The sequence below is a fragment of the Paenibacillus yonginensis genome (assembly GCF_001685395.1).
In the GTDB taxonomy this organism is placed as follows: Bacteria; Bacillota; Bacilli; order Paenibacillales; family Paenibacillaceae; genus Fontibacillus; species Fontibacillus yonginensis.
This window is the reverse complement of record NZ_CP014167.1, coordinates 4,045,364-4,066,817: the sequence shown is the minus strand read 5'-3', so window position 1 is coordinate 4,066,817 and position 21,454 is coordinate 4,045,364. Positions and strand designations below refer to the sequence as shown.

At 52.6% G+C, this 21,454-nt stretch carries 21 protein-coding genes and 2 riboswitches; of the genes, 12 read left to right on the top strand and 9 right to left on the bottom strand.

The window, feature by feature from the left end:
- Position 1 precedes the first annotated feature (1 nt).
- Positions 2–706, top strand: a complete 705-nt coding sequence (gene rluF, locus AWM70_RS18535) for a 23S rRNA pseudouridine(2604) synthase RluF (RefSeq protein WP_068698869.1) — start codon at positions 2–4, stop codon at positions 704–706.
- 39 nt (positions 707–745) lie between these two features.
- Here the strand turns inward: rluF and motB are convergent, their stop codons facing one another.
- A complete protein-coding gene (motB, locus tag AWM70_RS18530) occupies positions 746–1,564 on the bottom strand; it encodes a flagellar motor protein MotB (protein WP_068698867.1) in 819 nt (272 codons plus the stop codon).
- Positions 1,548–2,351: a flagellar motor stator protein MotA gene (gene motA, locus AWM70_RS18525; protein WP_068698865.1), complete on the bottom strand. Its 804-nt coding sequence runs from the start codon at positions 2,349–2,351 to the stop codon at positions 1,548–1,550. Before motA ends, motB begins: the two co-directional genes overlap by 17 nt.
- Positions 2,352–2,530: 179 nt before the next feature.
- Here motA and AWM70_RS18520 point away from each other — a divergent pair, with 179 nt between their 5' ends.
- Both AWM70_RS18520 and AWM70_RS18515 read left to right on the top strand, forming a co-directional pair.
- On the top strand, positions 2,531–2,824 hold the full coding sequence (locus AWM70_RS18520; protein WP_068698863.1) for a hypothetical protein: 294 nt from the start codon (positions 2,531–2,533) through the stop codon (positions 2,822–2,824).
- 128 nt (positions 2,825–2,952) lie between these two features.
- Positions 2,953–3,252: a 4a-hydroxytetrahydrobiopterin dehydratase gene (locus AWM70_RS18515; RefSeq protein ID WP_068698861.1), complete on the top strand. Its 300-nt coding sequence runs from the start codon at positions 2,953–2,955 to the stop codon at positions 3,250–3,252.
- Between the two features lie 125 nt (positions 3,253–3,377).
- Here the strand turns inward: AWM70_RS18515 and AWM70_RS18510 are convergent, their stop codons facing one another.
- From AWM70_RS18510 to AWM70_RS18490, 5 genes are all read right to left on the bottom strand, one after another.
- The gene (locus AWM70_RS18510) at positions 3,378–3,881 is read right to left on the bottom strand and encodes a GNAT family N-acetyltransferase (RefSeq protein ID WP_068700838.1); all 504 of its coding nucleotides are present in this window, start codon (positions 3,879–3,881) and stop codon (positions 3,378–3,380) included.
- Positions 3,882–4,264: 383 nt separating this feature from the next.
- Positions 4,265–4,741 carry a C40 family peptidase gene (locus AWM70_RS18505; RefSeq protein ID WP_068698859.1) on the bottom strand — a complete coding sequence of 159 codons (477 nt, stop codon included), beginning with the start codon at positions 4,739–4,741 and terminating at the stop codon, positions 4,265–4,267.
- 4 nt (positions 4,742–4,745) lie between these two features.
- Positions 4,746–4,884, bottom strand: a riboswitch (cyclic di-AMP (ydaO/yuaA leader).
- A 336-nt stretch (positions 4,885–5,220) separates the two neighbouring features.
- The gene (locus AWM70_RS18500) at positions 5,221–5,715 is read right to left on the bottom strand and encodes a C40 family peptidase (protein ID WP_068698857.1); all 495 of its coding nucleotides are present in this window, start codon (positions 5,713–5,715) and stop codon (positions 5,221–5,223) included.
- 5 nt (positions 5,716–5,720) lie between these two features.
- A riboswitch (cyclic di-AMP (ydaO/yuaA leader) is annotated at positions 5,721–5,859 on the bottom strand.
- A gap of 229 nt (positions 5,860–6,088) precedes the next feature.
- Entirely contained in the window at positions 6,089–6,913 is an 825-nt protein-coding gene (locus AWM70_RS18495; RefSeq protein ID WP_068698855.1) for a hypothetical protein, read from the bottom strand.
- A gap of 13 nt (positions 6,914–6,926) precedes the next feature.
- On the bottom strand, positions 6,927–8,933 hold the full coding sequence (locus AWM70_RS18490) for a M1 family metallopeptidase (RefSeq protein ID WP_068698853.1): 2,007 nt from the start codon (positions 8,931–8,933) through the stop codon (positions 6,927–6,929).
- A gap of 124 nt (positions 8,934–9,057) precedes the next feature.
- Between AWM70_RS18490 and AWM70_RS18485 the strand changes: the two genes are divergently transcribed.
- Entirely contained in the window at positions 9,058–9,567 is a 510-nt protein-coding gene (locus AWM70_RS18485; protein ID WP_068698851.1) for a YwhD family protein, read from the top strand.
- A gap of 123 nt (positions 9,568–9,690) precedes the next feature.
- On the opposite strand, the gene AWM70_RS18480 is transcribed toward AWM70_RS18485, so the two are convergent.
- A complete protein-coding gene (locus AWM70_RS18480) occupies positions 9,691–11,748 on the bottom strand; it encodes a transglycosylase domain-containing protein (RefSeq protein WP_068698849.1) in 2,058 nt (685 codons plus the stop codon).
- A 251-nt stretch (positions 11,749–11,999) separates the two neighbouring features.
- Between AWM70_RS18480 and speE the strand changes: the two genes are divergently transcribed.
- The 5 genes from speE to argS all read left to right on the top strand — a co-directional run bounded on the left by speE (position 12,000) and on the right by argS (position 16,460).
- Positions 12,000–12,827, top strand: a complete 828-nt coding sequence (gene speE / locus AWM70_RS18475; protein ID WP_068700836.1) for a polyamine aminopropyltransferase — start codon at positions 12,000–12,002, stop codon at positions 12,825–12,827.
- Positions 12,828–12,929: 102 nt separating this feature from the next.
- The gene (locus AWM70_RS23160) at positions 12,930–13,475 is read left to right on the top strand and encodes a WD40/YVTN/BNR-like repeat-containing protein (protein WP_068698847.1); all 546 of its coding nucleotides are present in this window, start codon (positions 12,930–12,932) and stop codon (positions 13,473–13,475) included.
- The gene (locus AWM70_RS23155; protein WP_068698845.1) at positions 13,472–14,122 is read left to right on the top strand and encodes a beta propeller repeat protein; all 651 of its coding nucleotides are present in this window, start codon (positions 13,472–13,474) and stop codon (positions 14,120–14,122) included. The genes AWM70_RS23160 and AWM70_RS23155 overlap by 4 nt, the downstream gene beginning before the upstream one ends.
- Positions 14,123–14,310: 188 nt before the next feature.
- Positions 14,311–14,775 carry a YwiB family protein gene (locus AWM70_RS18460; RefSeq protein WP_237167754.1) on the top strand — a complete coding sequence of 155 codons (465 nt, stop codon included), beginning with the start codon at positions 14,311–14,313 and terminating at the stop codon, positions 14,773–14,775.
- A 2-nt stretch (positions 14,776–14,777) separates the two neighbouring features.
- Complete coding sequence (gene argS, locus AWM70_RS18455) at positions 14,778–16,460, top strand: arginine--tRNA ligase (RefSeq protein WP_068698843.1); 1,683 nt, start codon at positions 14,778–14,780, stop codon at positions 16,458–16,460.
- A 104-nt stretch (positions 16,461–16,564) separates the two neighbouring features.
- On the opposite strand, the gene AWM70_RS18450 is transcribed toward argS, so the two are convergent.
- Entirely contained in the window at positions 16,565–17,740 is a 1,176-nt protein-coding gene (locus tag AWM70_RS18450; RefSeq protein ID WP_068698841.1) for a S8 family peptidase, read from the bottom strand.
- 534 nt (positions 17,741–18,274) lie between these two features.
- On the opposite strand from AWM70_RS18450, the gene rpoE reads away from it, so the two are divergent.
- The 3 genes from rpoE to AWM70_RS18435 all read left to right on the top strand — a co-directional run bounded on the left by rpoE (position 18,275) and on the right by AWM70_RS18435 (position 21,451).
- Complete coding sequence (gene rpoE / locus AWM70_RS18445) at positions 18,275–18,838, top strand: DNA-directed RNA polymerase subunit delta (RefSeq protein ID WP_068698839.1); 564 nt, start codon at positions 18,275–18,277, stop codon at positions 18,836–18,838.
- A 381-nt stretch (positions 18,839–19,219) separates the two neighbouring features.
- Positions 19,220–20,827: a CTP synthase gene (locus AWM70_RS18440; protein WP_068698837.1), complete on the top strand. Its 1,608-nt coding sequence runs from the start codon at positions 19,220–19,222 to the stop codon at positions 20,825–20,827.
- Positions 20,828–21,073: 246 nt separating this feature from the next.
- Positions 21,074–21,451 (top strand): response regulator, encoded by a 378-nt coding sequence (locus tag AWM70_RS18435; protein WP_068698835.1) that lies wholly within the window; start codon positions 21,074–21,076, stop codon positions 21,449–21,451.
- Positions 21,452–21,454 lie beyond the last annotated feature (3 nt).

The following is a 21,454-nucleotide window of genomic DNA, read 5'->3' as shown; positions in this document are numbered from 1 at the left end:
TTTGCGAATTAATAAATTTATAAGTGAAACCGGCTTTTGTTCTCGCCGGGAGGCGGACAAGCTGATTGAAGCCGGGAAAGTCACCATTAACGGTGAGGTGGCCCTGCTTGGGAGCCAGGCGGAGGAAGGCGATGATGTCAGGGTTAACGGGAAGCCGCTCATCCCGAAACCGGTAGGGGCTGTATATATTGCACTTAACAAGCCGGTCGGAATCACGAGCACAACCGAACAGCATGTGAAAGGGAATATCGTCGATTTTGTCGGCCACAAGCAGCGGATCTTCCCGATCGGCCGTTTGGACAAAGACTCGGAAGGTTTGATTCTGATGACCAGCGACGGGGATATCGTCAACAAAATTCTTCGTGCTGAAGGCAAACATGAGAAGGAATACATCGTGACGGTTGACAGGCCGGTTACGCCAAGATTTCTGCAGGCGATGTCGGAGGGAGTTAAGATCTTGGGCGAGATGACCCTGCCCTGCACAGTTACCCGGATTTCGGAAAGGGTATTCAGGATTATATTGACCGAAGGGAAAAACCGGCAGATCCGCCGCATGTGTTCGGCGCTAGGATACAGCGTCAGGAAGCTGCAGCGGATTCGGATTATGAATATCCATCTGGGCAGCCTGAAGACAGGGGAATGGCGGGATTTGACGCCTCAGGAGAAAGCGGAGCTCGGGGCACAGTTGAATTATAAATTGTTGTAGCACAGAAGAACCCGGGACGATATCCCGGGTTCTTCCTGTTTATGGCGTAATCGTGACCTGACTGTCCGGATCCTGATATTTCCGGATAATTGAGATTTCGACCCGGCGGTTTTTCGCTCTGCCAACTTCCGTATTATTGTCAGCTACAGGATGGTATTCACCGTATCCGATCGGGCTGAACATTTTTGGATCGAGTTTATTGTTCTGCAGCAGAATCTCCATAAAGTTCCTGGCCCGAGCGAAGCTGAGGTCCCAGTTGGAGGCAAACTGGTCGTTGTCGATCGGTACGTTGTCCGTGTGGCCGGAGATCAGAATCTCATAGTCCGGGAACTTCTGCAGCATGCCGGACAGCGCTTTAGCCAGGGCGCTTGCTTCCGGTTTGACAAGGGCGCTGCCGGACGGGAACAAGGCGTTGTCGCTGATCGTAATCAGCAGCTGCGATTGGTTCAGCTTGGTGGCCAGCTGACTGGTCAAGCCGCTTTGTTTGATATACTGATCCAGCTGCTTCTTCAGCTTCTCCAGATCTTCTTCTTCCTGCTTCCTAAGCTCGTTGCGCTTCTGCAGCTGGGTCATGTTTTGCGCAGTGAGCGTGCTTGTGTTTTGGTTGTCCTGTTCTTTGGTCGGCGTGTTCTTTGTCTTGCCGTTAATGGTGCTTTGATCCAGCACGCTGACTCCGCCGGTCAACGCGGCGTTAAAGGCCTGACTGAGCTCCTCGAACTTCTTGGCATCAAGGGTGCTCATGCCGTACAGCACGATAAACAGCGCCAGCAGCAGAGTCATCAGGTCGGAGTAGGGCAACAGCCAGCTTTCGTCATTATGCTCTTCGTGGGGCTCATGTTTTTTATTCTTTTTGCTCACCGCTGTCCGCCTCCTTATCCTGCAGTTTTGCACGTTCGGCCGGTGTCAGGAATACGGACAGTTTTTGCTGAATAGCAATGGTAGATACCCCCGATTGAATGGAGAGCAGACCTTCTACCATCATCAGGCGGATTTCCATCTCGCGTTTGGACATCCGCTTTAATTTATTGGAGATCGGGTGCCAAAGGACGTAACCGGTGAAAATACCAAGCAGTGTTGCGATAAAGGCAGCCGCAATAGCGTGGGAGAGTTTCTCCATATCCGTCATATCGGCGAGAGCGGCAATCAAACCTACCACGGCGCCGAGTACGCCCAGCGTAGGAGCATACATGCCGGCCTGGGAGAAGATCAGCGCTCCTGAACGGTGACGTTCTTCCGTGGCTGCAATGTCTTCTGCCAGAACGTCGCTGACAAATTCCTGATCATTGCCGTCTATAATCATTCGCATCCCGCTGCGCAGGAAATCATCGTTGATCTCTTCGACTTTGCTTTCCAGAGCAAGCAGGCCTTCGCGGCGTGTAATCGACGCCCATTCGGTAAACATGGTAATAATTTCTGTCTTACTGAGCATTTTATTAGGGAAGAACAAAACTTTAAACAGTTTAGGCAGTCGCTTCATTTCCGACATCGGGAACGCAACAAACAGGGAAGCCGCAGTCCCTACGAGAATTATGACATAAGCGGCCGGATTGGTGACCAGAGCGGCTACCGGAGCGCCTTTCAGAATCATCCCGCCGATCAGCGCAATCAAACCTAAAATAATGCCGACTATCGTTGAAATTTCCATCCATACACCTCATCCATGAGAATTGAATCCTTTCCATCTTCCCGGCATCCTTCCGGAAAGAGAAGCACGAAACGGTTTACCTCTTTTATCGACAGATTTCTGTTTTTTTTTAAGGCATAATTTCAGGTATAATAAAGGGTAAGCCTGGGTAGAAACAAAAGTAGAAAGGGGCTTTGGGCATGGGTGTTAAACACGGAAGAGACTATGCTTTGATTTTGGCAGATCTAACGGAGGCTATGGCGGCTGTTCCGGATAGTTATATTTTTTTCGAGATGGACCCGGAGGATTGGGAACATCTGCCTGAGGCAGACCGTTCGGAAGTCTGGGAAGCGCTTGCGGAGGATTTGTTCTATGGACTGGGAGAGCAGCCTGTGATCAATGTCGGAAGCGCTGTAGTCATGCATGATTCAGCGGTACATCGAATTAACGTTTTGATCGGCGAGGAAGAGTTAACTTCCATTTCCCTCATTTAACGAAGACAGGCCACGGTTGTGTCGAATAATGGCTTTTTCTGTTGAAAAATGTTAGAATGTTGGGATGCTACAAGGTCTTGTTCGGTTTAACCATCAGCGTGACCTTTTAAGTTGGGAGGAATAAAAAAATGCCATTTTCACCTGAAGAGGTTGAAACGCATTTGCAGAAGCTTGAGGGCTGGGAACTGGAGGAAGGCCGCTGGATCGTGCGGAAGTTCAATTTCTCCAGCTATATGAAAGGAATTGCATTTGTAACTGAGGTAGCGGCCATTTCAGAGGCTTTCGAGCACCATCCTTTTATTACGATAGATTACAAGGTCGTAACGCTCCGTCTGACTTCCTGGGAGGAAGGCGGCATTACGGGTGTGGATATTAAGGAAGCTCAGCAATATAACGAAGCGTTTGAGAAGATGCGCAGCGCAGAGTGAAGGTTACGTCGTTCACCCTACTGCCTCTACAAAGAGCAATAGGAGAAATAAAGTGCGCCCGGCCGGCAGGCCAGGGCGCACTTTATTTTTTTGCTTGTAAGCACATTCCCTAAGAGAGGACTCCCTTAAGGGCCTTCTGTGCTTGGTTCGCGCTCCGGCCCGTCAGCCTCCCCATCTCCGCCCGGCTGATACACCATGCAGTAGAACGGCATCATACCGTCCGGCGTCTGGCGCTCATACAAATCTGTTATGGTAAAACCGGCCCTCTGATAAGCGCGGATGGCTCGGCTGTTCCAGGTCAGCACCTCCAGATCGACTTCATTCTCCGGCTTGCGGCGAAGTGCTTCCTGGACAATCGCAGCAACAAAAGCTGCTCCCCGGCCGTGTCCGCACAGCTCCGGCTTCATGCCGATGCCGAGCCGGGTGACACCTTCGAGCGGGAAGAACTGCGCGAATCCGCACAGCATGCCGCCATCATCCAGCAGAGCTGCATACTGCTGCCTGCGAATCTCCGGATCGCCGAATTCAACGCCGAGTCCTTTCATCTGCTCCCAGGGGAGCCAGCCATATATGTTATAGGGAGGCTCATACTTCCAGGTACAAATTTCGGCTCCGTGGTGCTCTTCCATGGGGACCACCTGAAAGCTGTATGTTTGTTTGGCCAAAGCCCATCCCTCCTGACTCAGATCTATTACGATACGTTTAATGTAACCGAGAACAAAAGGTTTTGCAAAAAGGGAAAAAAATAGGCCCTAAGCACGTTTAACCGCCAATAGACAGGGTATATAAAGGTTGTGGGAATCTTTTCCTCAAGAAAGGCGTCCTCAAGCGGGTTCAGGAGCTGAAAAAAATTAGCGAGGGCTCCCAAATAAATGGAACCTTTCGGCCGGAACCCACGTTTAAAGAGTAGGCAACAACAAAAAAGCCGCAGGCGATTCCGGCAAGAATCGTGCGGCTCAGAAGAAATAAACATGCAGGTTTCGCCTGGCAGGGCGAAAGAAGATTTTAAAGATTACAGATTCACAGCAAAAGTTTTGTACGAATATTGGCTTAAAATGCGTTTGGCTCCAACATAACGGTTGGCATAGTAGCTGTTGCTGAGCTTGTCTACGCGTACGCCTTTCGAAGAGGAGGCGTGCGCAAAGGAGCCGCTGCCCATGTAAATCCCGACATGGGAGACGCCGTTGCCGAGTGTGTTAAAGAAGACCAAATCCCCGGCTTTCAATTGGCTTTTGGCAACGGCAGTACCTTGTTTGTACTGTGCGGCCGATTGGCGGGCAAGGGTTACGCCCATTTTCTGAAATACGTATTTCGTGAATCCGGAGCAATCAAACGCGCCGTTGCCGGTAGCTCCCATTTTGTATGGGGTACCGTATACCGAGCTGACAACGGAGCTCAGTGTCGATGCAGAGGCCGTGCTTGTCCCTAATGTTCCGGCGGACAGAAGAATGGCTAAACCCACTGCCGCAGCTGTTAATGTCTTTCTCAAGATGTAAAACTCCTTCCAAGGCCTGCGAGGTTAGCTTGAGGATTCGGTCGAAGGTTCCCTATGACTCTCTGACAGTGGAGTCAATTCACCCATAACTTGGTTCCCCCGTTTCCCAGGTGCGGGGAATTCGGCTGATGTAGTAATGGCACCTGACAATGCGGTTACGGATGAAGAGGACTTAGTAGACTTAGCAAAGACTTAATAAGGCTCATTCATCACTTGCAACTTACTTCCGACAACGATTACAAATTTGTTACTAATACGTTGGCAATTGTAACAAAGTGAGGGGAAATAAGCAAGGCGTGTCCGCATTTTATCTTGTAAATCCCCCAAAATCGTCTTTTAGTCCTAAGTGAATCGCTTTATTCGGGACTCTCCTACAAGTCAATTTTGTAACTTCTCCGAGAGCAGCGGGCATAAAAAAGGCCTTTAAACCATTCCGGCAAGAATGATTTAAAGGCTGGTGAGACGATGACGTCTTATTCTACGTTGTCGTCATCCACAGAGTCCTCTGCGGCAACCGACTGGTAAACGTCACTGCTCATGATGCGTTTGGCTCCAACATAGCGGTTGACATAATAGCTTTCGCTCAATTTGCTGATGATCACGCCTTTAGAAGAGGATGCATGAGCAAATTTGCCGTCTCCTACGTAAACCCCTACGTGGGAAACCCCGTTGCCGCTAGTGTTGAAGAACACCAGATCGCCTGGAATGAGCTGGTTTTTCTCTACCGCCTTGCCCATTTTGAACTGCGATCCGGATTGGTGCGGGAGTGTGATGCCGAGCTTGGCGAATACATATCTTGTAAAGCCGGAGCAATCGAAACCGTTGGTGGTTGTTCCTCCAGTTTTATAAGGCGTACCCAAAGCACCGCTCACCGCTTTGTCCAGCTGAGTGTCCGCTGCAAATGCGCTTGTACCCAGCGTGAACATTAATGCAAAACCTACTGCTGCTGCTGCCAACTTCTTCTTCAAAACTTGTGTACCCCTTCCAACGCCTACGAGGTTAGCTTAAGGATTCGGTAGAAGGTTTCCCCTATGGCCCCTCCGTTGCGAGACCAATTCACCCAAAGTGGTTCCCCCGTTCCCCTGATGCCTGGGATTAGGCTTATTCTTTATGGCATCTGAAGCTACTTATTCGACATCTTTTTCATAAATCCTGCTAAATGATTAAAAAAGAATTACAAAGTTGTTACTTGTTTGGTTGAAGTCATTGTAACAGCAGAGGTACATTTTGGCAATGCCTATTTTTACAAAAAAGAGAGCCGGACAGACACAACAAAACCCGAGCCATCAGGCTCGGGCCTTGTGCAGCGCTGTGTTGGCTGCTTGGTGTCCGGTTCTTATTTTATTTTTCGGCCCCTGTCTTCCAGAGGTGGAATTGGGAGGCGGTCTGCCAGATTCCAAGAAAGCTGCCGATCAGCGGGTAGGCCTGATGAAGAACCAGGCCAAGCATGCCGGTCCAGATCCAGGAGCTGGCGGTAAACAGCCCGCAGACCAGCAGGCTCAGCCCGCCGAGGAGCAGGGAAACCCAGATGACCTGAACCAGGCGTCTTATGCACCAAAGCAGGGAAGGGAGCAGGCCAGTGCCGGAGATCCAGCCGAGCAGCGCGTATTCGAGCAGCTTTTTGACCAGGAAGAACCAGGCCCCCCAGCTCGCGAGTGCGGCTCCAATCCACCACATCGCGTGATGATCTCCGTTCAGCAGCGGGATGGACTGATTGTAGATGCTCGGAACCAGCCAGTAGGCGGGAGCCAGGCCAAGAACCAACTCGATCAGATAGAACAGGCTGACTGGCTTCCAGCGTTTCCGAATCCCTTCAAAGAACAGCCAGCCGGCTCCATCGCGGTCTCTTTCTTCCAGGAGTCCGTGGTAAATTCCGGAGCGGATCAGCGGAGTCAGCAGCAGGCGGATCAGCATCATGCCCGCAAGGAGTCCCCCGAACAGGTGGAGCTGACGGTTGCCGGCCAGCCCGATTTGGCCTTCCACCAGAAATAACAGGCGGCTGAGCTCGCCGGGTCCCGAATCAGGGTAACGCTGAAGGACGGGAAAAATAGCGGAATGAATAATTTTATAGAGAAATACGCTCCAGAGCAGCCGGTACAGAAACAGAAGAATGGCTATGGGCAGCTGCTTGACGGCACTAGACCAACCAATTCGAATATAAGTCATTGTCTCCTTCACCTCACCATGACAGCAGCCCAAGCAGAGCGTCTACAAGCTTGGCGATGCCCAGATTCCATCTGAATCCGACGGACGGATCCACTTCGGCTTTCAGGAAGTTGTTGATATGTTGATTCTCCAGCAGGAGCGTATAGGCGGGGTCAATCATGACCCAAGCCAAAGGTTGTTTATACTGGACTTTGAATTCAGCCAAAGGCACTTTGCCGTCCCATTCCTTGCGGATTTCATGGCCGTCGGTGAAGGTAAACAGGATTGGCACCGGCGTCGTAGACGCCCCCCGGCGGCTGATGGATACAGTCGCTTCATAGACGGTTTCGCCGTTTTGCTCCTTCTGATCCGTGGCGATGCTGTCTACGGCATAATCGGCCATTTTTCCGTTATATACATAGTTATTGAAGTAATCGCCCCAGGCTTTCTTGGTAACCTGCTCCAGCACACGCTGGAAGTCGGCGGTCGTAGGATGCTTGAAGCGATATTTAAGGGCATAGGTCTTCATGACCTTGTTCATCTGTTTGGTGCCGATCTGTCGTTCAATATCCATCAAGACGAGTTTGCCCCGGGTATAGACGTTCAGCGCGTAAGTGCGCGAATCTCCATATTTCCAGGCTGCCTGATCCAGCGATTGCGGATGAGTGATCATCGCGGATTGGATCGTCAGATTGGCGTTCACGCCGTATTCCTTCTCCATCACCTTGTCCTCGGCATAGGAGGTGAAGGCTTCATCCAGCCAAGGCTCCTCGAATTCATTGCTGGCGATCATCCCGTAAAAATATTGGTGCCCGATCTCGTGCACCACAGTCCTCTCCAGATCGTAACCCGGCGAGTCGCTGGTTGCTCCAAACGCCGTAATCAGCGTCGGGTATTCCATGCCCCCTGCTCCGTTGCCGTCCGCCGGAGGCACCACGATCGACAGCGTGGAGTAAGGATAAGGCCCGTAGGATTTGCTGTAGGAGGCGAGTGCTGCTTTGGCAGCGTAGAAATAACGGTCCTTTAAATCCTTGTGGGCCGGGTCGAGGTACAGCTTGATCCGCACGCCGGGCACGTTGTCCGAAGCGAACGGCTCTTCGGCGTATACGAAGTCGGGGGAGGCGGCCCAGGCAAAATCATGCACATCGTCGGCGTAGAACTGATAGGTCTTTCTGGCATCCTTAACGGCAGCCGATTTAGTAGGGAAGCCGGTGGCGGCGACGATGTAATTTTGCGGCACATTGATCTTGACACTGTATATGCCGAAATCGGAGTAAAACTCGGAATTGCCGTGATATTCATGGAGGTTCCAGCCCTCCTGCGCTCTGCCGCGAGTTCCGGCCGGCTCATAGACGCTCATCTTGGGGAACCACTGTCCGGCCATGACAAAATTGCCGGCTGTGCCCATCCGCGCAAATACTTTGGGCAGCTTGACCTGGAATCCGATCTTGAGCGTTAGGGTTTCGCCGCCTTGAACTGCTTGGGGCAAGCGGACTTTAACGAGGGTCTTGTCCTTTATGTTGCCGTCATCGGGCTGCACATACTGGAGGCGGTGGAGCAGGGAAAGTCCGTCGGTCGTCCGGATCTCCGTCAGGCTGATCGAACCCCATCCGTTCTGGGGCATCGCGTCTCCCCGGAGAACGCCCCCCGATTCCTTCATAAAGGTTGAATCCGCTGACGAAAAAGCATTGGCATAAAGATGAAGATAAATCTCGTTGACCGGCTTCTTGCCGGGATGAGTCCAGCTGAGCGTCTCCGTACCGATCAGGCTGCCGTTCGTTTCATCCAGCTTTGCGTCGATGTGGTATTCGGTGACCCGGTTGCTGAGCACCTCGGCGCTGGGCTGCTGTACGCTCTCCTTTACGGGAGGGCTTGCAGCATCCGTGAGAGAGGGCTTGGCCTGATCGGGAGCAAGAGAAAGAGCAGGAGCAGCCGGCTGGCCCGTACGCAGCTGTGTAAATCCCCAAAGCGACCCGCCCAGCAGGAGCAGGGCGGCCGCCAGGATGGTTAAGGTTTTGGTCCGTTTCCTTGGTGCAAACATAGATTGATACCTCCCGTTGACAAGCATCTACAGCATGTATATGTTTGCATTTGGAAGATTATTAGCTAAAATAAAATTAATGTACAAGGTGTGAATGGAAGCGCCTTTAACCTTGGAGGGAATTATGGACAATACGCCGAACGCGGGCAAGAAACCGCTGAGTTTGAATATTATAAGCAGCAATGACCGCAGCAAACACAAAGGTTTTGGAGCGGGATCCATCGATTTGAACAACGTTTCTCCGGTCATCATCGACGGCGGGGAAGCCAAGATTGATATTGGAGCCATGCACGCGAAAAGCAAAGTGGAGCGGGGCATCAAGTTCTCTGCCAACCGGGAGGACGTGCCGAACGGACGCCAGGTATGGGTCGTTTGGGTGGCTGTGGACCAGACAGAAGAGGGCAAATGCTACGGCGGAGCGACCGCCTGTGAGATGCTGATCGATACGGATGCGAAACGCGGCTGGAAGATCCTTGCCGATCATGTCAATAAGCTCGATTACGCGCTTAAACGCAAGATCATGCTGGACGATCTGGGCAGCGAAGAGAAAGCAGCGCTTAAGCAGCTGCTGATGAGCCACAATGAAGAATGGTGGGATCGGACGCCGGAAGCTTTTAAAGCGGCTTTGAATTAACGGATAACGGTTTGTTTCTACCCCTTATAGGGAGCGGTAGAAACGGTAAAAGGGAAGGCCTTATGTCTTGGAGACAAGGGCCTTCCCTTTTTGCGCCTTTTCCATCTATCCCATCTATCCCATTTATTCCATCCACCAGCGCTTCAAATCCTGCCACCACGAATGGCTTTGCTCCTTGGCCGGTTCCGGAGCGGGCTCCGATTTAGCCGGCGGAGCTGAGCCGGTGCAGGTTTCTTTTGGTTCGGTGCCGGCAATAAACACCTCCAGCTCCTTATCACCGCAGCTAGCGTCGGCCAGCTTGCCGGTAGCCGTGTCGATATAGGCGCTGACCACGCCCTCCGGCACCGGGAACATTTTGGGCGGCACCTTCGCCAGCGCCTTCTCCGTGTAAGTGGCGAAGATCGGGGCTGCCTTGCGCGAGGCGGCGGTGCCAAGCGTCTTGCCTTTGTCGTAGCCGACCCAGACGGCGGTGGACAGCTCCGGCGTGAAGCCGACCAGCCAGGCATCGGTGCTGGTCGTGCCCGTCTTGCCGGCGACCGGGCGCTTCATCAGCGCCGAGACGCGGCTGCCGGTGCCGCCGGTGTCGAACACACCCTCCATCATGTGCGTCAGCACATAAGCAGCGGCGGGTTCGACCACCTGCACCGATTGCGCCTTCGGCGCTTCATACAGCACGCTGTCGAAGGCATCCGTCACTTTCAGGACGGCAACGGGCTTGACGCTGCGGCCCTGGTTGCTGATGACGGCGAAGGCCGACGCCATTTCAAACGGGCTGACTGGCGAGGTTCCGAGCGCAAGCGATGGGACCGCCTGGAGCTTGCTCGTAATGCCCATCCGCCGGGCCATATCAATGACGTTGTCCGCGCCAACGGTCATCAGGGTATTTACGGCGTAGATGTTGTCCGAGGCGGCGATTGCCCGTTTCATGTTGATTTCGCCGAGATATTTTTCACCGAAGTTCTTGGGGCTGTAGGTCTTCCGGTTATCATCATAATGAAACAGGGTGGGTTCGCTGTTAAACTGGCTGGCCACCGTCATTTTCTTGGACGCCAGCGCTGTTAAATACATGATCGGCTTAAAGGACGAACCGGGCTGGCGGGTGGTTGCAAACACGTGATTGTATTGGCTTTTTATATAGTTGGTTCCACCTACCAGCGCTTTGACGTACCCGTTTCGCGGGTCGATTGAAACCAGTGCGGCTTCGAGCTCTCCATCGTTGCCAACGCCCGATTGCACCGCTGCCTCTGCCGCTGCCTGCGCCTCCGTGTCGAGCGTGGTATAAACCTTCAGGCCGCCATGATCCAGCAGATCTTCGCTGATGCCGAGATCGTCGATCAGGACGCTGCGAACGTAGTCGCGGAAATAGGGCGCTTTATCATCGGTTGTCCGCAGGGAAGGAGACTGGAAGTTCAGCAGCTGCGTATAAGCCTGATCGGCCTGTTCGCGCGTAATATAGCCGTTATCGACCATGGTGCCAAGCACCGTCTTCTGGCGGTCTTTAGCATTCTTCATATGGTTAAAAGGCGAATAATAAGTAGGTCCCTTCGGGATTCCGGCCAGCATAGCGCTTTCTGCCAGCGTCAGATCCTTGGCGGGTTTGCCGAAATACGTTCTGGCTGCGGCTTCAATGCCGTAGGCGCCATGTCCATAATAGATCTGGTTCAAATACATCTGCAAAATGTCCGGTTTGCTGTACTTCATCTCCAGCTGAGCCGTATATAAAGCTTCCTTTGCTTTGCGTGTCCAGGTCCGCTCATGGGTCAGATACAGATTCCGGGCCAGCTGCTGGGTCAGCGTACTGGCGCCCTGAACTTTATCCAGATGCTCGAGGTTCACGAGAACGGCCCGGGCCATCCCTTTAAAATCAAAGCCGATATGCTCGTAGAAATGCCGGTCCTCGACGGCCAGCGTAGCCTGAATCAGGGAAGGGGCAATCTGGTCCAGCTTGACGTTCGCCTGATTTTTCTCGGCGGGGGAGAAGACGGCTGCCGGTTCACCGCTGGCATCGAACATAATAGAGTTCTGGTCGGAATCTATCGGCGGCAGCGGAGACTGATATAAATAAACAAGCAGAATGCCTAAAGCGGCTGCACCGAGCGCGGCAACAGCCAAAGTCAGCCTGAACAGCGTTCTCAGTCGCCCCCTTTTCGGTTTGCGGGCATTTCCAGATCGTCTCTGCATAGGAATAACCTCCTGTCGGATGAGCATAATCGTTAAAGGCGCAGCAGCAGGAGCTGCCTTTTCCGGAAAATAAGGGAATCCGGCGGCTGTAATGCTTATTATTGGGAAAGTTTAGGATGGATATTCACGCTGGAAGGAGAAGGGGACGAATGCTGGGATTCATGGTCTCCTTCAGGTTGGGTACATTATTAAAGAGGAAGAAATTATGGATCTGGTGGAAAGTCGGATCAGAAGGAAAGAAGGTAGGTATGGTGGAATTGTGGTTTACGGAGAAGCAGACCCCTGCGTTTGGCATTACGGCCAAAGTGACGGAAACCTTTGTTGCGGAGAAGACGGAATTTCAGGATTTAGCGATGCTGGATACCGAAGAGTTTGGCCGCATGCTGGTGCTGGACGGGATGGTCATGACCACGATTAAAGACGAATTTGTTTATCATGAAATGGTGGCTCATCCCGCTTTGTTCACTCACCCCAATCCTAAGCAGGTATTAGTGGTAGGCGGAGGCGACGGCGGCGTGATCCGCGAAATTCTGAAGCATCCCGAAGTGGAGAAGGCCGTTCTGGTGGAGATTGACGGCAAAGTGATCGAATATTCAAAGAAATATTTGCCCGAAATTTCCGGCGAGTTAGACAATCCCCGGGTTGAGGTGCTGGTGAACGACGGCTACATGCATATTATTGAAAGCAAAAATCAATACGACGTCATCATGGTCGACTCCACCGAGCCGGTGGGACCGGCCGCGCCGCTCTTCGAGCGCGGCTTCTATCAGGGCATTTATGAGGCGCTCAGGGAGGATGGCATCTTTGTGGCCCAAACGGACAATCCTTGGTTTAAGTCGGATTTGATCCGGAAGGTTACTAAGGATGTCAAAGAGATTTTTCCAATCGTGCGCGTGTATGGGGCTAATATCCCGACTTACCCCTCCGGACTGTGGACGTTCACGATGGGCAGCAAGGCCCACGATCCGCTTCAGGTGGACATCAGCAAAATCCCGGAGCTGCAAACGAAATATTACTCGCCTCGTCTGCATCAAGCCGCTTTTGTCCTGCCCAAATTTGTCGAAGATTTGGTGAGATAGAGCAGATACCCAACACGTTTAAATGCTTCATTGAAAAAAAGCCGGGTAATGATACTAAACAGGCAGTAAGAAACGTATGCAAGGGTATGGAGGTGCTTTCATATGACAGAGACCAGACGGATGATGAGTTCTTTAATGAAGATAGCGGCTTCAGCTGTTCTAACAGCCGGACTTTCCATGGCGGGAATGGCTTCTTCCGTATCTGTCCAGGTATCAGCGGCGGCCAGCCCGGTTTGCGGCAGCGGCGACCATGGCCTCCTCAGGGATTTGCAGAAGAAGCATAAGGAGCCGGATCAGCAGCCGCTGCATTTCACCGACATTCACTTTCTGAACGATTTGACGGGGCGTGCCGCAGGGAACGGGTTCTTGATCGGCACCTCGGACGGCGGCTGCCATTGGCAGGAGATTTACAAGGGAGCCTGGCAGTTCACGCAGATTGATTTCCCTGACAACGTGAAGGGCTGGGCCTTGGCAGCGGCTTCAGACCAAGGTCCCAACTATCTGATTTCGACCGCGGACGGGGGCGCCCATTGGAAACGGATCGACAGTATCCCTGAGCATTTCAAAAATCTGAAGACGGTGGGCGGCACTTCACTTCGAACAGCATTTATCAATCTACAGACGGGGCCCACAGCTGGAAAAAGGTGAACACGCCGCCCAACACGCGCGCGGGCTCCTTTAATGACGCTTCCGGGCAAACGGGATATGTGCTGACGGTTGTTCCCGGCGGCGGCTACAAGGTTATGAAGACTTCGAACAGCGCCAGCAGCTGGCAGACGGTGCTGACGATCCCTTCCAGATCGGTCATCGGCGGTGAGCTGTACAGCAGGGCTGGCCAGGTCTGGGCGCTGGTGTACGGCGAATCCGGCATGTCGCAGGTTTCGTACAGCCTGTACGCCAGCCCTGACAGCGGGGCAAGCTGGACGCGCGTGATCGGCCAGGAGACCGCCGGCGGCGGTCCTGCACCAGGCAGCGGGAAGGCGCTGGCTGCCAAAGGTCCGGCATCTCCCGGAGGACATCCGGGCAATATGGCTTTGATCGGCGGCAGCACAGCCTATCTGGCTGGCAGCTCGCCTGCCGGAGGTGTTGTGGGTGTCGGCCGTTCCTATAATGGCGGCCGAAGCTGGACGAACGTTCCGGCAGTGATTAAAGGTTATGATGCCCGCATCTCTTTCCCGTCGCAGAAAACAGGCTGGCTTACGGTTACGAGTGCGACGGAAACGGCCGTCTATGTTACGCATGACGGCGGTGTCAGCTGGAATCAGAAATTCAAGATCCCGGATGCTGTTTCCTGAGCCTTTAGCTTAGATGGTATCTAAACTAAGGGTTCATATAAGATCTTAAATAAGGCTTCTATAAGAAGGGCGCCGCCTGGCGGCGCCCTTTTTTGATTTTTCAATTAACGAAAGAGGCCGGAATCGGTTATAATCAATATTTGATGCAGGTCTGACGTCTTAAGATCGGAGACTTTGGACAAGGTTATATGGTAGAGTATGATAAAGAGATTATAGAAATGGGGCTGAAAGCAATGCCAGGCAGTCAGGCTGTGGCCATTACCCTGACAAGCTTTGATGGAACGGATAAGACGGTGCAGCATATGCGCGGCGAACTGGTGCAGGGAGCGGCGGGCAGCTATATCCGTTATGAAGAGCCGGAGCCCGGACCGAAAGGCGGCAAGACGCGGACTACCGTACGAATCAGCGGCGGCGAGCTTAGAGTGCTGCGCCACGGTGAAGTCGAGTCGCAGCAGACGTTCAGCGCCGGTCAAAAGCTTCCCGGTTTCTACCGCTCCCCGTTTACGACCTTTAACCTTTCGACGGATACGAAGTCGGTCGATATCCGGTTAAACGGAGCCGAAGGGACGCTGGACTGGGTTTACGATTTATATGTCTATGAGGAACTGGCAGGCCGGTTCACCATTAGTTTGCAAATACAGGAGGAAGTCTGAACATGTCAACCCAAAACCCGTTAGAGCAGATCAACCAGGCGGTCAAAACAGCGATTGTCGAAGCCATTACGGCTGCCGGTCTGGCTTCTGCCGAAGAAATTCCGGCGATTGCCCTCGAGGTGCCTAAGGACAAGGCACATGGCGATCTGGCCACCAACGCAGCTATGCAGCTGACCAAAATCGCCAAGAAGAATCCGCGCCAAATTGCGGAGGATATCCTGAACCATCTGGATTATGGCAAAGCTTCGATTGAGAAAGCGGAAATCGCCGGGCCGGGGTTCATCAATTTTACACTTGGAAAAAGCTATCTTTATCCGGTCATTACCCAGGTATACGCCGAAGGTGAAAATTACGGGCGCGTTCAAATCGGCAGCGGACAAAAGGTACAAGTCGAGTTTGTCAGTGCCAATCCTACGGGAAGCCTGCATTTGGGACATGCCCGCGGCGCGGCTGTAGGCGATGCCTTGTGCAATGTGCTGGATTTCGCCGGGTACGACGTAACCCGCGAATATTACATTAACGATGCCGGCAATCAGATCGTGAATCTGAGCAAATCGATCGAGGCCCGTTACCTGCAGGAGCTCGGACAAGAAGCCGAGATACCGGAGGACGGCTACCATGGCGAAGACATCAAAGGTTTTGCCAAGGAGCTCGTGGCTCAGAAAGGCGATTCGCTGCTGTCCTATTCGCCGGACGAACGGGCGGCTTTCTTCCGCAAATACGGACTGGAGAAAGAGCTGGACAAAATCAAACGCGATCTTGGCCGTTTCCGCGTACGTTTTGACGTCTGGTTCAGCGAAAGTTCGCTGTATGAGAATGGACAAGTGGAAGCTTCTCTGGAGGAGCTTCGCGCCAAAGGACAAACCTATGAGCAGGACGGGGCAACCTGGCTGCGCACAACCGATTACGGGGATGACAAAGACCGCGTTCTGGTGAAAAATGACGGCACGTACACGTACATGACGCCTGACGTGGCTTACCACCGCAACAAATACAACCGCGGCTTCGACCGGATGATCAATATTTTTGGTGCCGACCACCACGGCTACATTCCGCGCCTTAAAGCGGCGATGGAGGCGCTTGGCAATGATCCAAATAAACTGACTGTGCTGATTGCACAGATGGTCAGCCTGTTCCAGGACGGCGAGAAGGTCAAAATGTCCAAGCGTACCGGCAAAGCTGTCACGATGGTAGACCTGATGGATGAAGTCGGCGTTGATGCTATCCGTTACTTCTTTACGATGCGCAGCATGGATTCCCATCTCGACTTCGACATGGACCTTGCTATTTCGACATCGAATGAGAACCCGGTTTATTATGTGCAATACGCGCATGCCCGGATCTGCAGCATTTTCCGCCAGGCGGAAGAACAGGGAGTGGCGCTTCCTGCACCGGACAGCGTTCCGTTCCACAAGCTGACCACTGAACATGAATACGACCTGCTCCGCAAGATCGGCGAGCTGCCGGAAGAAATCGCAGTGGCTGCCAATGGCTATGCGCCGCATCGTATCGTGCGTTATGTATACGAGCTGGCTGCTTTGCTGCACAGCTACTACAGAGCAGAGCGCGTCATTACGGAAGACGCGGAGCAGACCGCTGCCCGTCTCGCGCTGCTCGGCGCCGTCCGCATTACGATTGCTAATGTGCTGAAGCTGATCGGTGTGGAAGCTCCTGAGCGGATGTAAATCCAAAAAGCCCTGAAGCGGCTCTTTTCAAAGAGACCGTTTCAGGGCTTTTTTTTCGATCCTTCGATCTGGCGGAGTCTCTCTGATCGCCCTCCGCAGGATCATCAGACTTTTTTCTTGGTTGTTTTGGATGCTGGTTTGGCGCGTCTTCGAACAAGCCGGTAGGCATCCAGCTCGCCGGTGGTCCCTTTGGTTCTGTCCTCCAGAGGGGATAAAGGCCGGGCGGTTCGCCGGAGCAGCGATTTGATTTCGGCCGGTGTAAGTCCAGGCCTTTTCGCAAGCAGCAGTGCGATCGCCCCGCTGACGTGTGAGGTGGCCATGGACGTTCCATTCATCTTGCGGTGTTTGCCGCCAAGCCAGGACGAGCGAATCTGATCGCCGGGCGCATAGATATCAATGTAAGGGCCCAGGTTGCTGAAGCCGGCAATGCGGCGTTCCCGGTTGGTTGCGCCGACCGAAATGGTTTGGGGGAGCTTGGCGGGATAATCGATATTTCGTTTTTTCTTATCATTGCCGGCGGAAGCTACAATAACTACACCGGCTGCGGTGGCGCGCTCCACCACTTCTTCCATCGCTGCGCTTTTCTTTTTCATGCCGAAGCTCATATTGATGATCTGCATGCCGTTTTGCACACACCAATCTATGCCGCGGATAATATCGGACACATAGGCGGCACCGTTATTGTCGAAGGCTTTAACAGGATAGAGGATCGCGCGGGGGGCCACCCCGGTAATTCCCTCTGCCCCTCCCGCGGCAGCGATTGTTCCGGCAATATGTGTGCCGTGACCATTGTCGTCATGCGGCCAATGATGGCGGCTGAGCAAATTGACCCCTCGGGCCAGGCAATATTTGAGGTCGGGATGACCAAAATCGACGCCGGTATCCACGATGCCGATGCGGACGTTTAGGCCGGTGGACTGGGACCAAACCTCCGGTGCGCGGATTCGTCTTACCCCCCAGGGAATGCCGGGGTTGATCTGTTTCTCTTGAGCGGCAAGCGCATGCACATTCACCCGGAAGTCTTCTTCGACCCGCAGCGCACGCCGAAAGCGCGGCGGGAGGTCGGCGGACTCCAGAGAACCGGCCAGCCCTTGCCGGACTACGGCCTCTTTAAGCGTTTGACGGACTTCCGGGTTGATGCCGGGGATATTCAGCTGAAGCTCGTTCAGAAAGGCCTCATAGTCAGAAGGATTGCGGAAGGAGAGAATGTGGCGGGATCCTTCATCCCGGGAGGGAGTAAAGTATTCGCTCAGAAAGCGGAGCAATTCCGGTATATTCATGCAAAGCAGCCCCCTGACCAAAGCGTGTTGCAGTATTTTATGACAAGGAGGTATCGGCTGAATGGGGAACATGCCCGGTTGCGGCGAAATAGGCGAATGAAGTGCAGGGCGGGGCTTTGGGGAAGAGGCACGGGCGGAGATGCGCAAAAATTCGACTTTTTTGCCGGTTCAACATCTGCGACCGTGTCAATCTGCAAATGCATACATACCATGGAAGAAGGAAGCCGAAGGGATCGGCTTCCCACTTCCCGGGAGAAAGCGGAGAATCCGTCTTTCTTTCGAAGAGGATACAGTCAGCAGAAGCGGAGCGTGCGGACGCTCCGCTTCTTGCTGTTATCCCTCCGGCGAACCGAATCGATGTTAGAAGCGGCGTGCGGTAAGGCGGGATAAAAACTTGCTTTTTCCTTCCAAATAGGTTTTACTATTGTGTGATATGAGTTCGACGAGTTAAATTAGGGGATGTTCATATTTGCCGGCTAAGCCGTCCGGTATGGAACGCAACCGTTAACATTGCCTGAGAGGAAGTGTCTGTAAGTGAGTACGCCGCTCAATTTAAAAATCGATCCGGAGAAAGTTCAAGAAACTCCCATGGTGGATCTCGCCTTTATGATCTTGAAAGCAGCTAATACGCCTTACTATTACCGTGATTTAATGAACGAAGTGGCCAAGCTTCGCGGAATGACCGACGAGCAGATGCAGGAAGCCATTGCGCAGCTATATACGGAGATCAATATTGATGGTCGTTTTGCCTGTGTGGGAACCAATCTTTGGGGCCTGAAACGCTGGTACCCGATTGAGAAATCCGAAGATCCGATCGCCAACGCTTCGCGTCCGCGCATTATCAATGATGATGACGACGATTTGGACGACGAAGACTTCACGGAGGAGGAAGAGGATTCCTACACGGCGGACGACGAGGACTATGATGCCGCAGATGAAGAGGAAGATGAAGAAGGCCTCTTTGCCGACGAAGATGACGATGCGGATGTAGAAGAAGATCCTCTTCTGGACGACGAAGAGCTGGAGGATGAGGATCTGGATGAGGAAAGTGAAGAAGAAGAGGACCTCGATAGCGATGATGAGGATTTGAAAGACTAGTTCATTGAAAAGGGCGGTAAGCTTTCGATGGGAGGCTTGCCGCTCCTTTTTTCATATTAAATCCAGACATGCCAGGCTTTTCTTCGGGGTGCAAAATCGCCCCTGGGATTCCTTTCTGGTTGCTTGACAAGCCGCAGCCGGAACAGTTAAACTATTGCTTGGGCTTATGAATCGGATCTATAAATAAGTTGAAGTTTGGAAAGTGCCCCGACCAATTCGGGTGGCACTTTTTTTGTTTTTTTGAGGGTTTTATTGCGGGTGATTAGCTGTAAATTGGGTTACGCTAAAGCCTAGTCGGATGGATTTTCTGGATGTTTATTGGATGGATCACATCAAAGTGCCGCTGCCCGGCACTATGTTTATTTGGGAGGTTTTTTAACAGTGGCAAAGTATATTTTTGTAACAGGCGGCGTAGTGTCATCCCTGGGCAAAGGGATTACTGCTGCGTCCCTCGGCAGATTGCTGAAGAACAGAGGTTTGAAAGTAACGATCCAGAAATTCGACCCCTACATTAACGTTGACCCAGGAACCATGAGTCCTTATCAGCATGGAGAGGTGTTCGTTACGGATGACGGCGCCGAAACCGATTTGGACCTTGGGCACTATGAACGTTTTATTGATATCAACTTGTCTAAGAACAGCAATGTGACAACAGGCAAAATTTATTCTTCGGTCATCAGCAAGGAGCGCCGCGGCGAATATTTGGGCGGCACCGTGCAGGTAATTCCCCACATTACCAATGAGATCAAAGAACGTGTATTCCGTGCAGGCCGGGAAGCCGGCTCTGACGTAGTTATTACTGAAATCGGCGGTACTGTAGGCGACATCGAAAGCTTGCCTTTCCTGGAAGCTATCCGCCAGATCAAAAGCGACATCGGCCGTGAGAATGTGATGTACATTCACGTTACTTTGATTCCTTACATCAAGGCCGCGGGCGAAGTTAAGACCAAACCAACCCAGCATAGCGTCAAGGAGCTGCGCAGCATCGGCATCCAGCCAAACGTCATTGTGTGCCGCACCGAACATGAGCTGTCCGCTGACATGAAGGCCAAAATCGCCTTGTTCTGCGATATTGACGCCAATGCTGTTGTAGAGTGCCGCGATGCCAATACGCTTTACGAGGTTCCGTTGAACCTTCGCGATGAAGGTTTGGACGAGATCGTAGTGAACCATTTGAAGCTGACTACACCTGCTCCGGACATGACGGAATGGGAGAGTCTGGTTGGCCGGATCAGCCGTCTGGAGAAGACGGTTGAGATCGCGATCGTAGGGAAATACGTAGCGCTGCATGACGCATACTTGAGTGTGGTAGAGTCCTTGTCACACGCCGGTTTTGACGCTAACGCGGATGTGAAGATCCGCTGGGTGAACGCAGAGGAAGTAACCGAAGAAAATGTGGACCAAATGCTCGGCGGCATCAGCGGCATTCTGGTGCCCGGCGGCTTCGGAGACCGCGGGATCGAAGGGAAAATCACCACGATCCGTTATGCGCGCGAGCGGAACATTCCGTTCTTCGGCATATGCCTGGGCATGCAGGTTGCTGTCATTGAGTACGCACGGGCTTTGGCCGGCATGGACGGGGCGAACAGCTCGGAGATCAATCCGAAGACGGAGTTCCCGGTTATCGACCTGCTCCCGGAACAGAAGGATATCGAAGATTTGGGCGGAACGATGCGTCTTGGCTTGTATCCGTGCAAGCTGGTTCCAGGTTCTCTGGCTATGGAATGCTATAACGAAGAGCTGGTTTATGAAAGACACCGTCACCGGTATGAATTCAATAACAGCTACCGCGAAGAGATTGAGCGCGCAGGACTAAAGATTTCCGGCACATCGCCTGACGGGCGACTGGTGGAGATCGTAGAGCTTCCGGATCACCCGTGGTTCCTGGCGGTTCAGTTCCATCCGGAATTTACGTCCCGTCCGAATCGCCCGCAGCCGCTCTTCCGCGAATTCGTTAAAGCTTCAATTCAATATGATGAGCAGGCTTGATTTCCAAAGTTGGTTTTAAAGTTTGAAACAGGGAGCGGGAATCCGCTCCCTGCCCGTTTCTTCAACGTTTAATCTTTCTAACTTCCTTTGCTGTCTTTTTCTTGATTCAGAAGGAATTGACAAAATTAACGCGAATATTCCTTATATACGAGCTTTTTTAGACGTCGCTGAAGATTGAAAGTTCAGGGATTTTGCGAAGGCCATGGCTTTTTGAGCGGTATGTGCCGATTCTTTGGGGGGTTTCTCATGGAAGAGAAGAAAGTGTTGATAGTGGATGATCAGAACGGGATCCGCATTTTATTGATGGAAGTGTTCGGAAGCGAAGGATATAAAACATTCCAGGCTGCCAACGGCAAACTTGCTCTGGAAATCGTTCGGAATGATTCGCCTGATCTGGTGCTTCTCGATATGAAAATTCCGGGTATGGACGGACTGGAAATTCTTAAGCATATTAAGGCGGTAAATCCGGAAATCAAAGTCATCATGATGACCGCATACGGAGAGCTTGATATGATTAAGCAGGCTACGGAGCTTGGGGCATTAATGCATTTCACCAAACCGTTTGACATCGACGAAATGCGGATGGCTGTCAACAATCAGCTGAAAGGAAAAGCGGTTATGTAACGA

Excerpts from the sequence above, each read along its gene's own strand:
- AWM70_RS18490 (WP_068698853.1), bottom strand. The coding sequence starts at position 8,933 with ATGTTTGCACCAAGGAAACGGACCAAAACCTTAACCATCCTGGCGGCC.
- AWM70_RS23160 (WP_068698847.1), top strand. The coding sequence starts at position 12,930 with ATGACAGAGACCAGACGGATGATGAGTTCTTTAATGAAGATAGCGGCT.
- AWM70_RS18520 (WP_068698863.1), top strand. The coding sequence starts at position 2,531 with ATGGGTGTTAAACACGGAAGAGACTATGCTTTGATTTTGGCAGATCTA.
- AWM70_RS18510 (WP_068700838.1), bottom strand. The coding sequence starts at position 3,881 with ATGGAAGAGCACCACGGAGCCGAAATTTGTACCTGGAAGTATGAGCCT.
- AWM70_RS18480 (WP_068698849.1), bottom strand. The coding sequence starts at position 11,748 with ATGCAGAGACGATCTGGAAATGCCCGCAAACCGAAAAGGGGGCGACTG.
- AWM70_RS18515 (WP_068698861.1), top strand. The coding sequence starts at position 2,953 with ATGCCATTTTCACCTGAAGAGGTTGAAACGCATTTGCAGAAGCTTGAG.
- AWM70_RS18460 (WP_237167754.1), top strand. The coding sequence starts at position 14,311 with ATGGTAGAGTATGATAAAGAGATTATAGAAATGGGGCTGAAAGCAATG.
- AWM70_RS18435 (WP_068698835.1), top strand. The coding sequence starts at position 21,074 with ATGGAAGAGAAGAAAGTGTTGATAGTGGATGATCAGAACGGGATCCGC.
- AWM70_RS18485 (WP_068698851.1), top strand. The coding sequence starts at position 9,058 with ATGGACAATACGCCGAACGCGGGCAAGAAACCGCTGAGTTTGAATATT.
- motA (WP_068698865.1), bottom strand. The coding sequence starts at position 2,351 with ATGGAAATTTCAACGATAGTCGGCATTATTTTAGGTTTGATTGCGCTG.
- argS (WP_068698843.1), top strand. The coding sequence starts at position 14,778 with ATGTCAACCCAAAACCCGTTAGAGCAGATCAACCAGGCGGTCAAAACA.
- AWM70_RS18495 (WP_068698855.1), bottom strand. The coding sequence starts at position 6,913 with ATGACTTATATTCGAATTGGTTGGTCTAGTGCCGTCAAGCAGCTGCCC.
- AWM70_RS18450 (WP_068698841.1), bottom strand. The coding sequence starts at position 17,740 with ATGAATATACCGGAATTGCTCCGCTTTCTGAGCGAATACTTTACTCCC.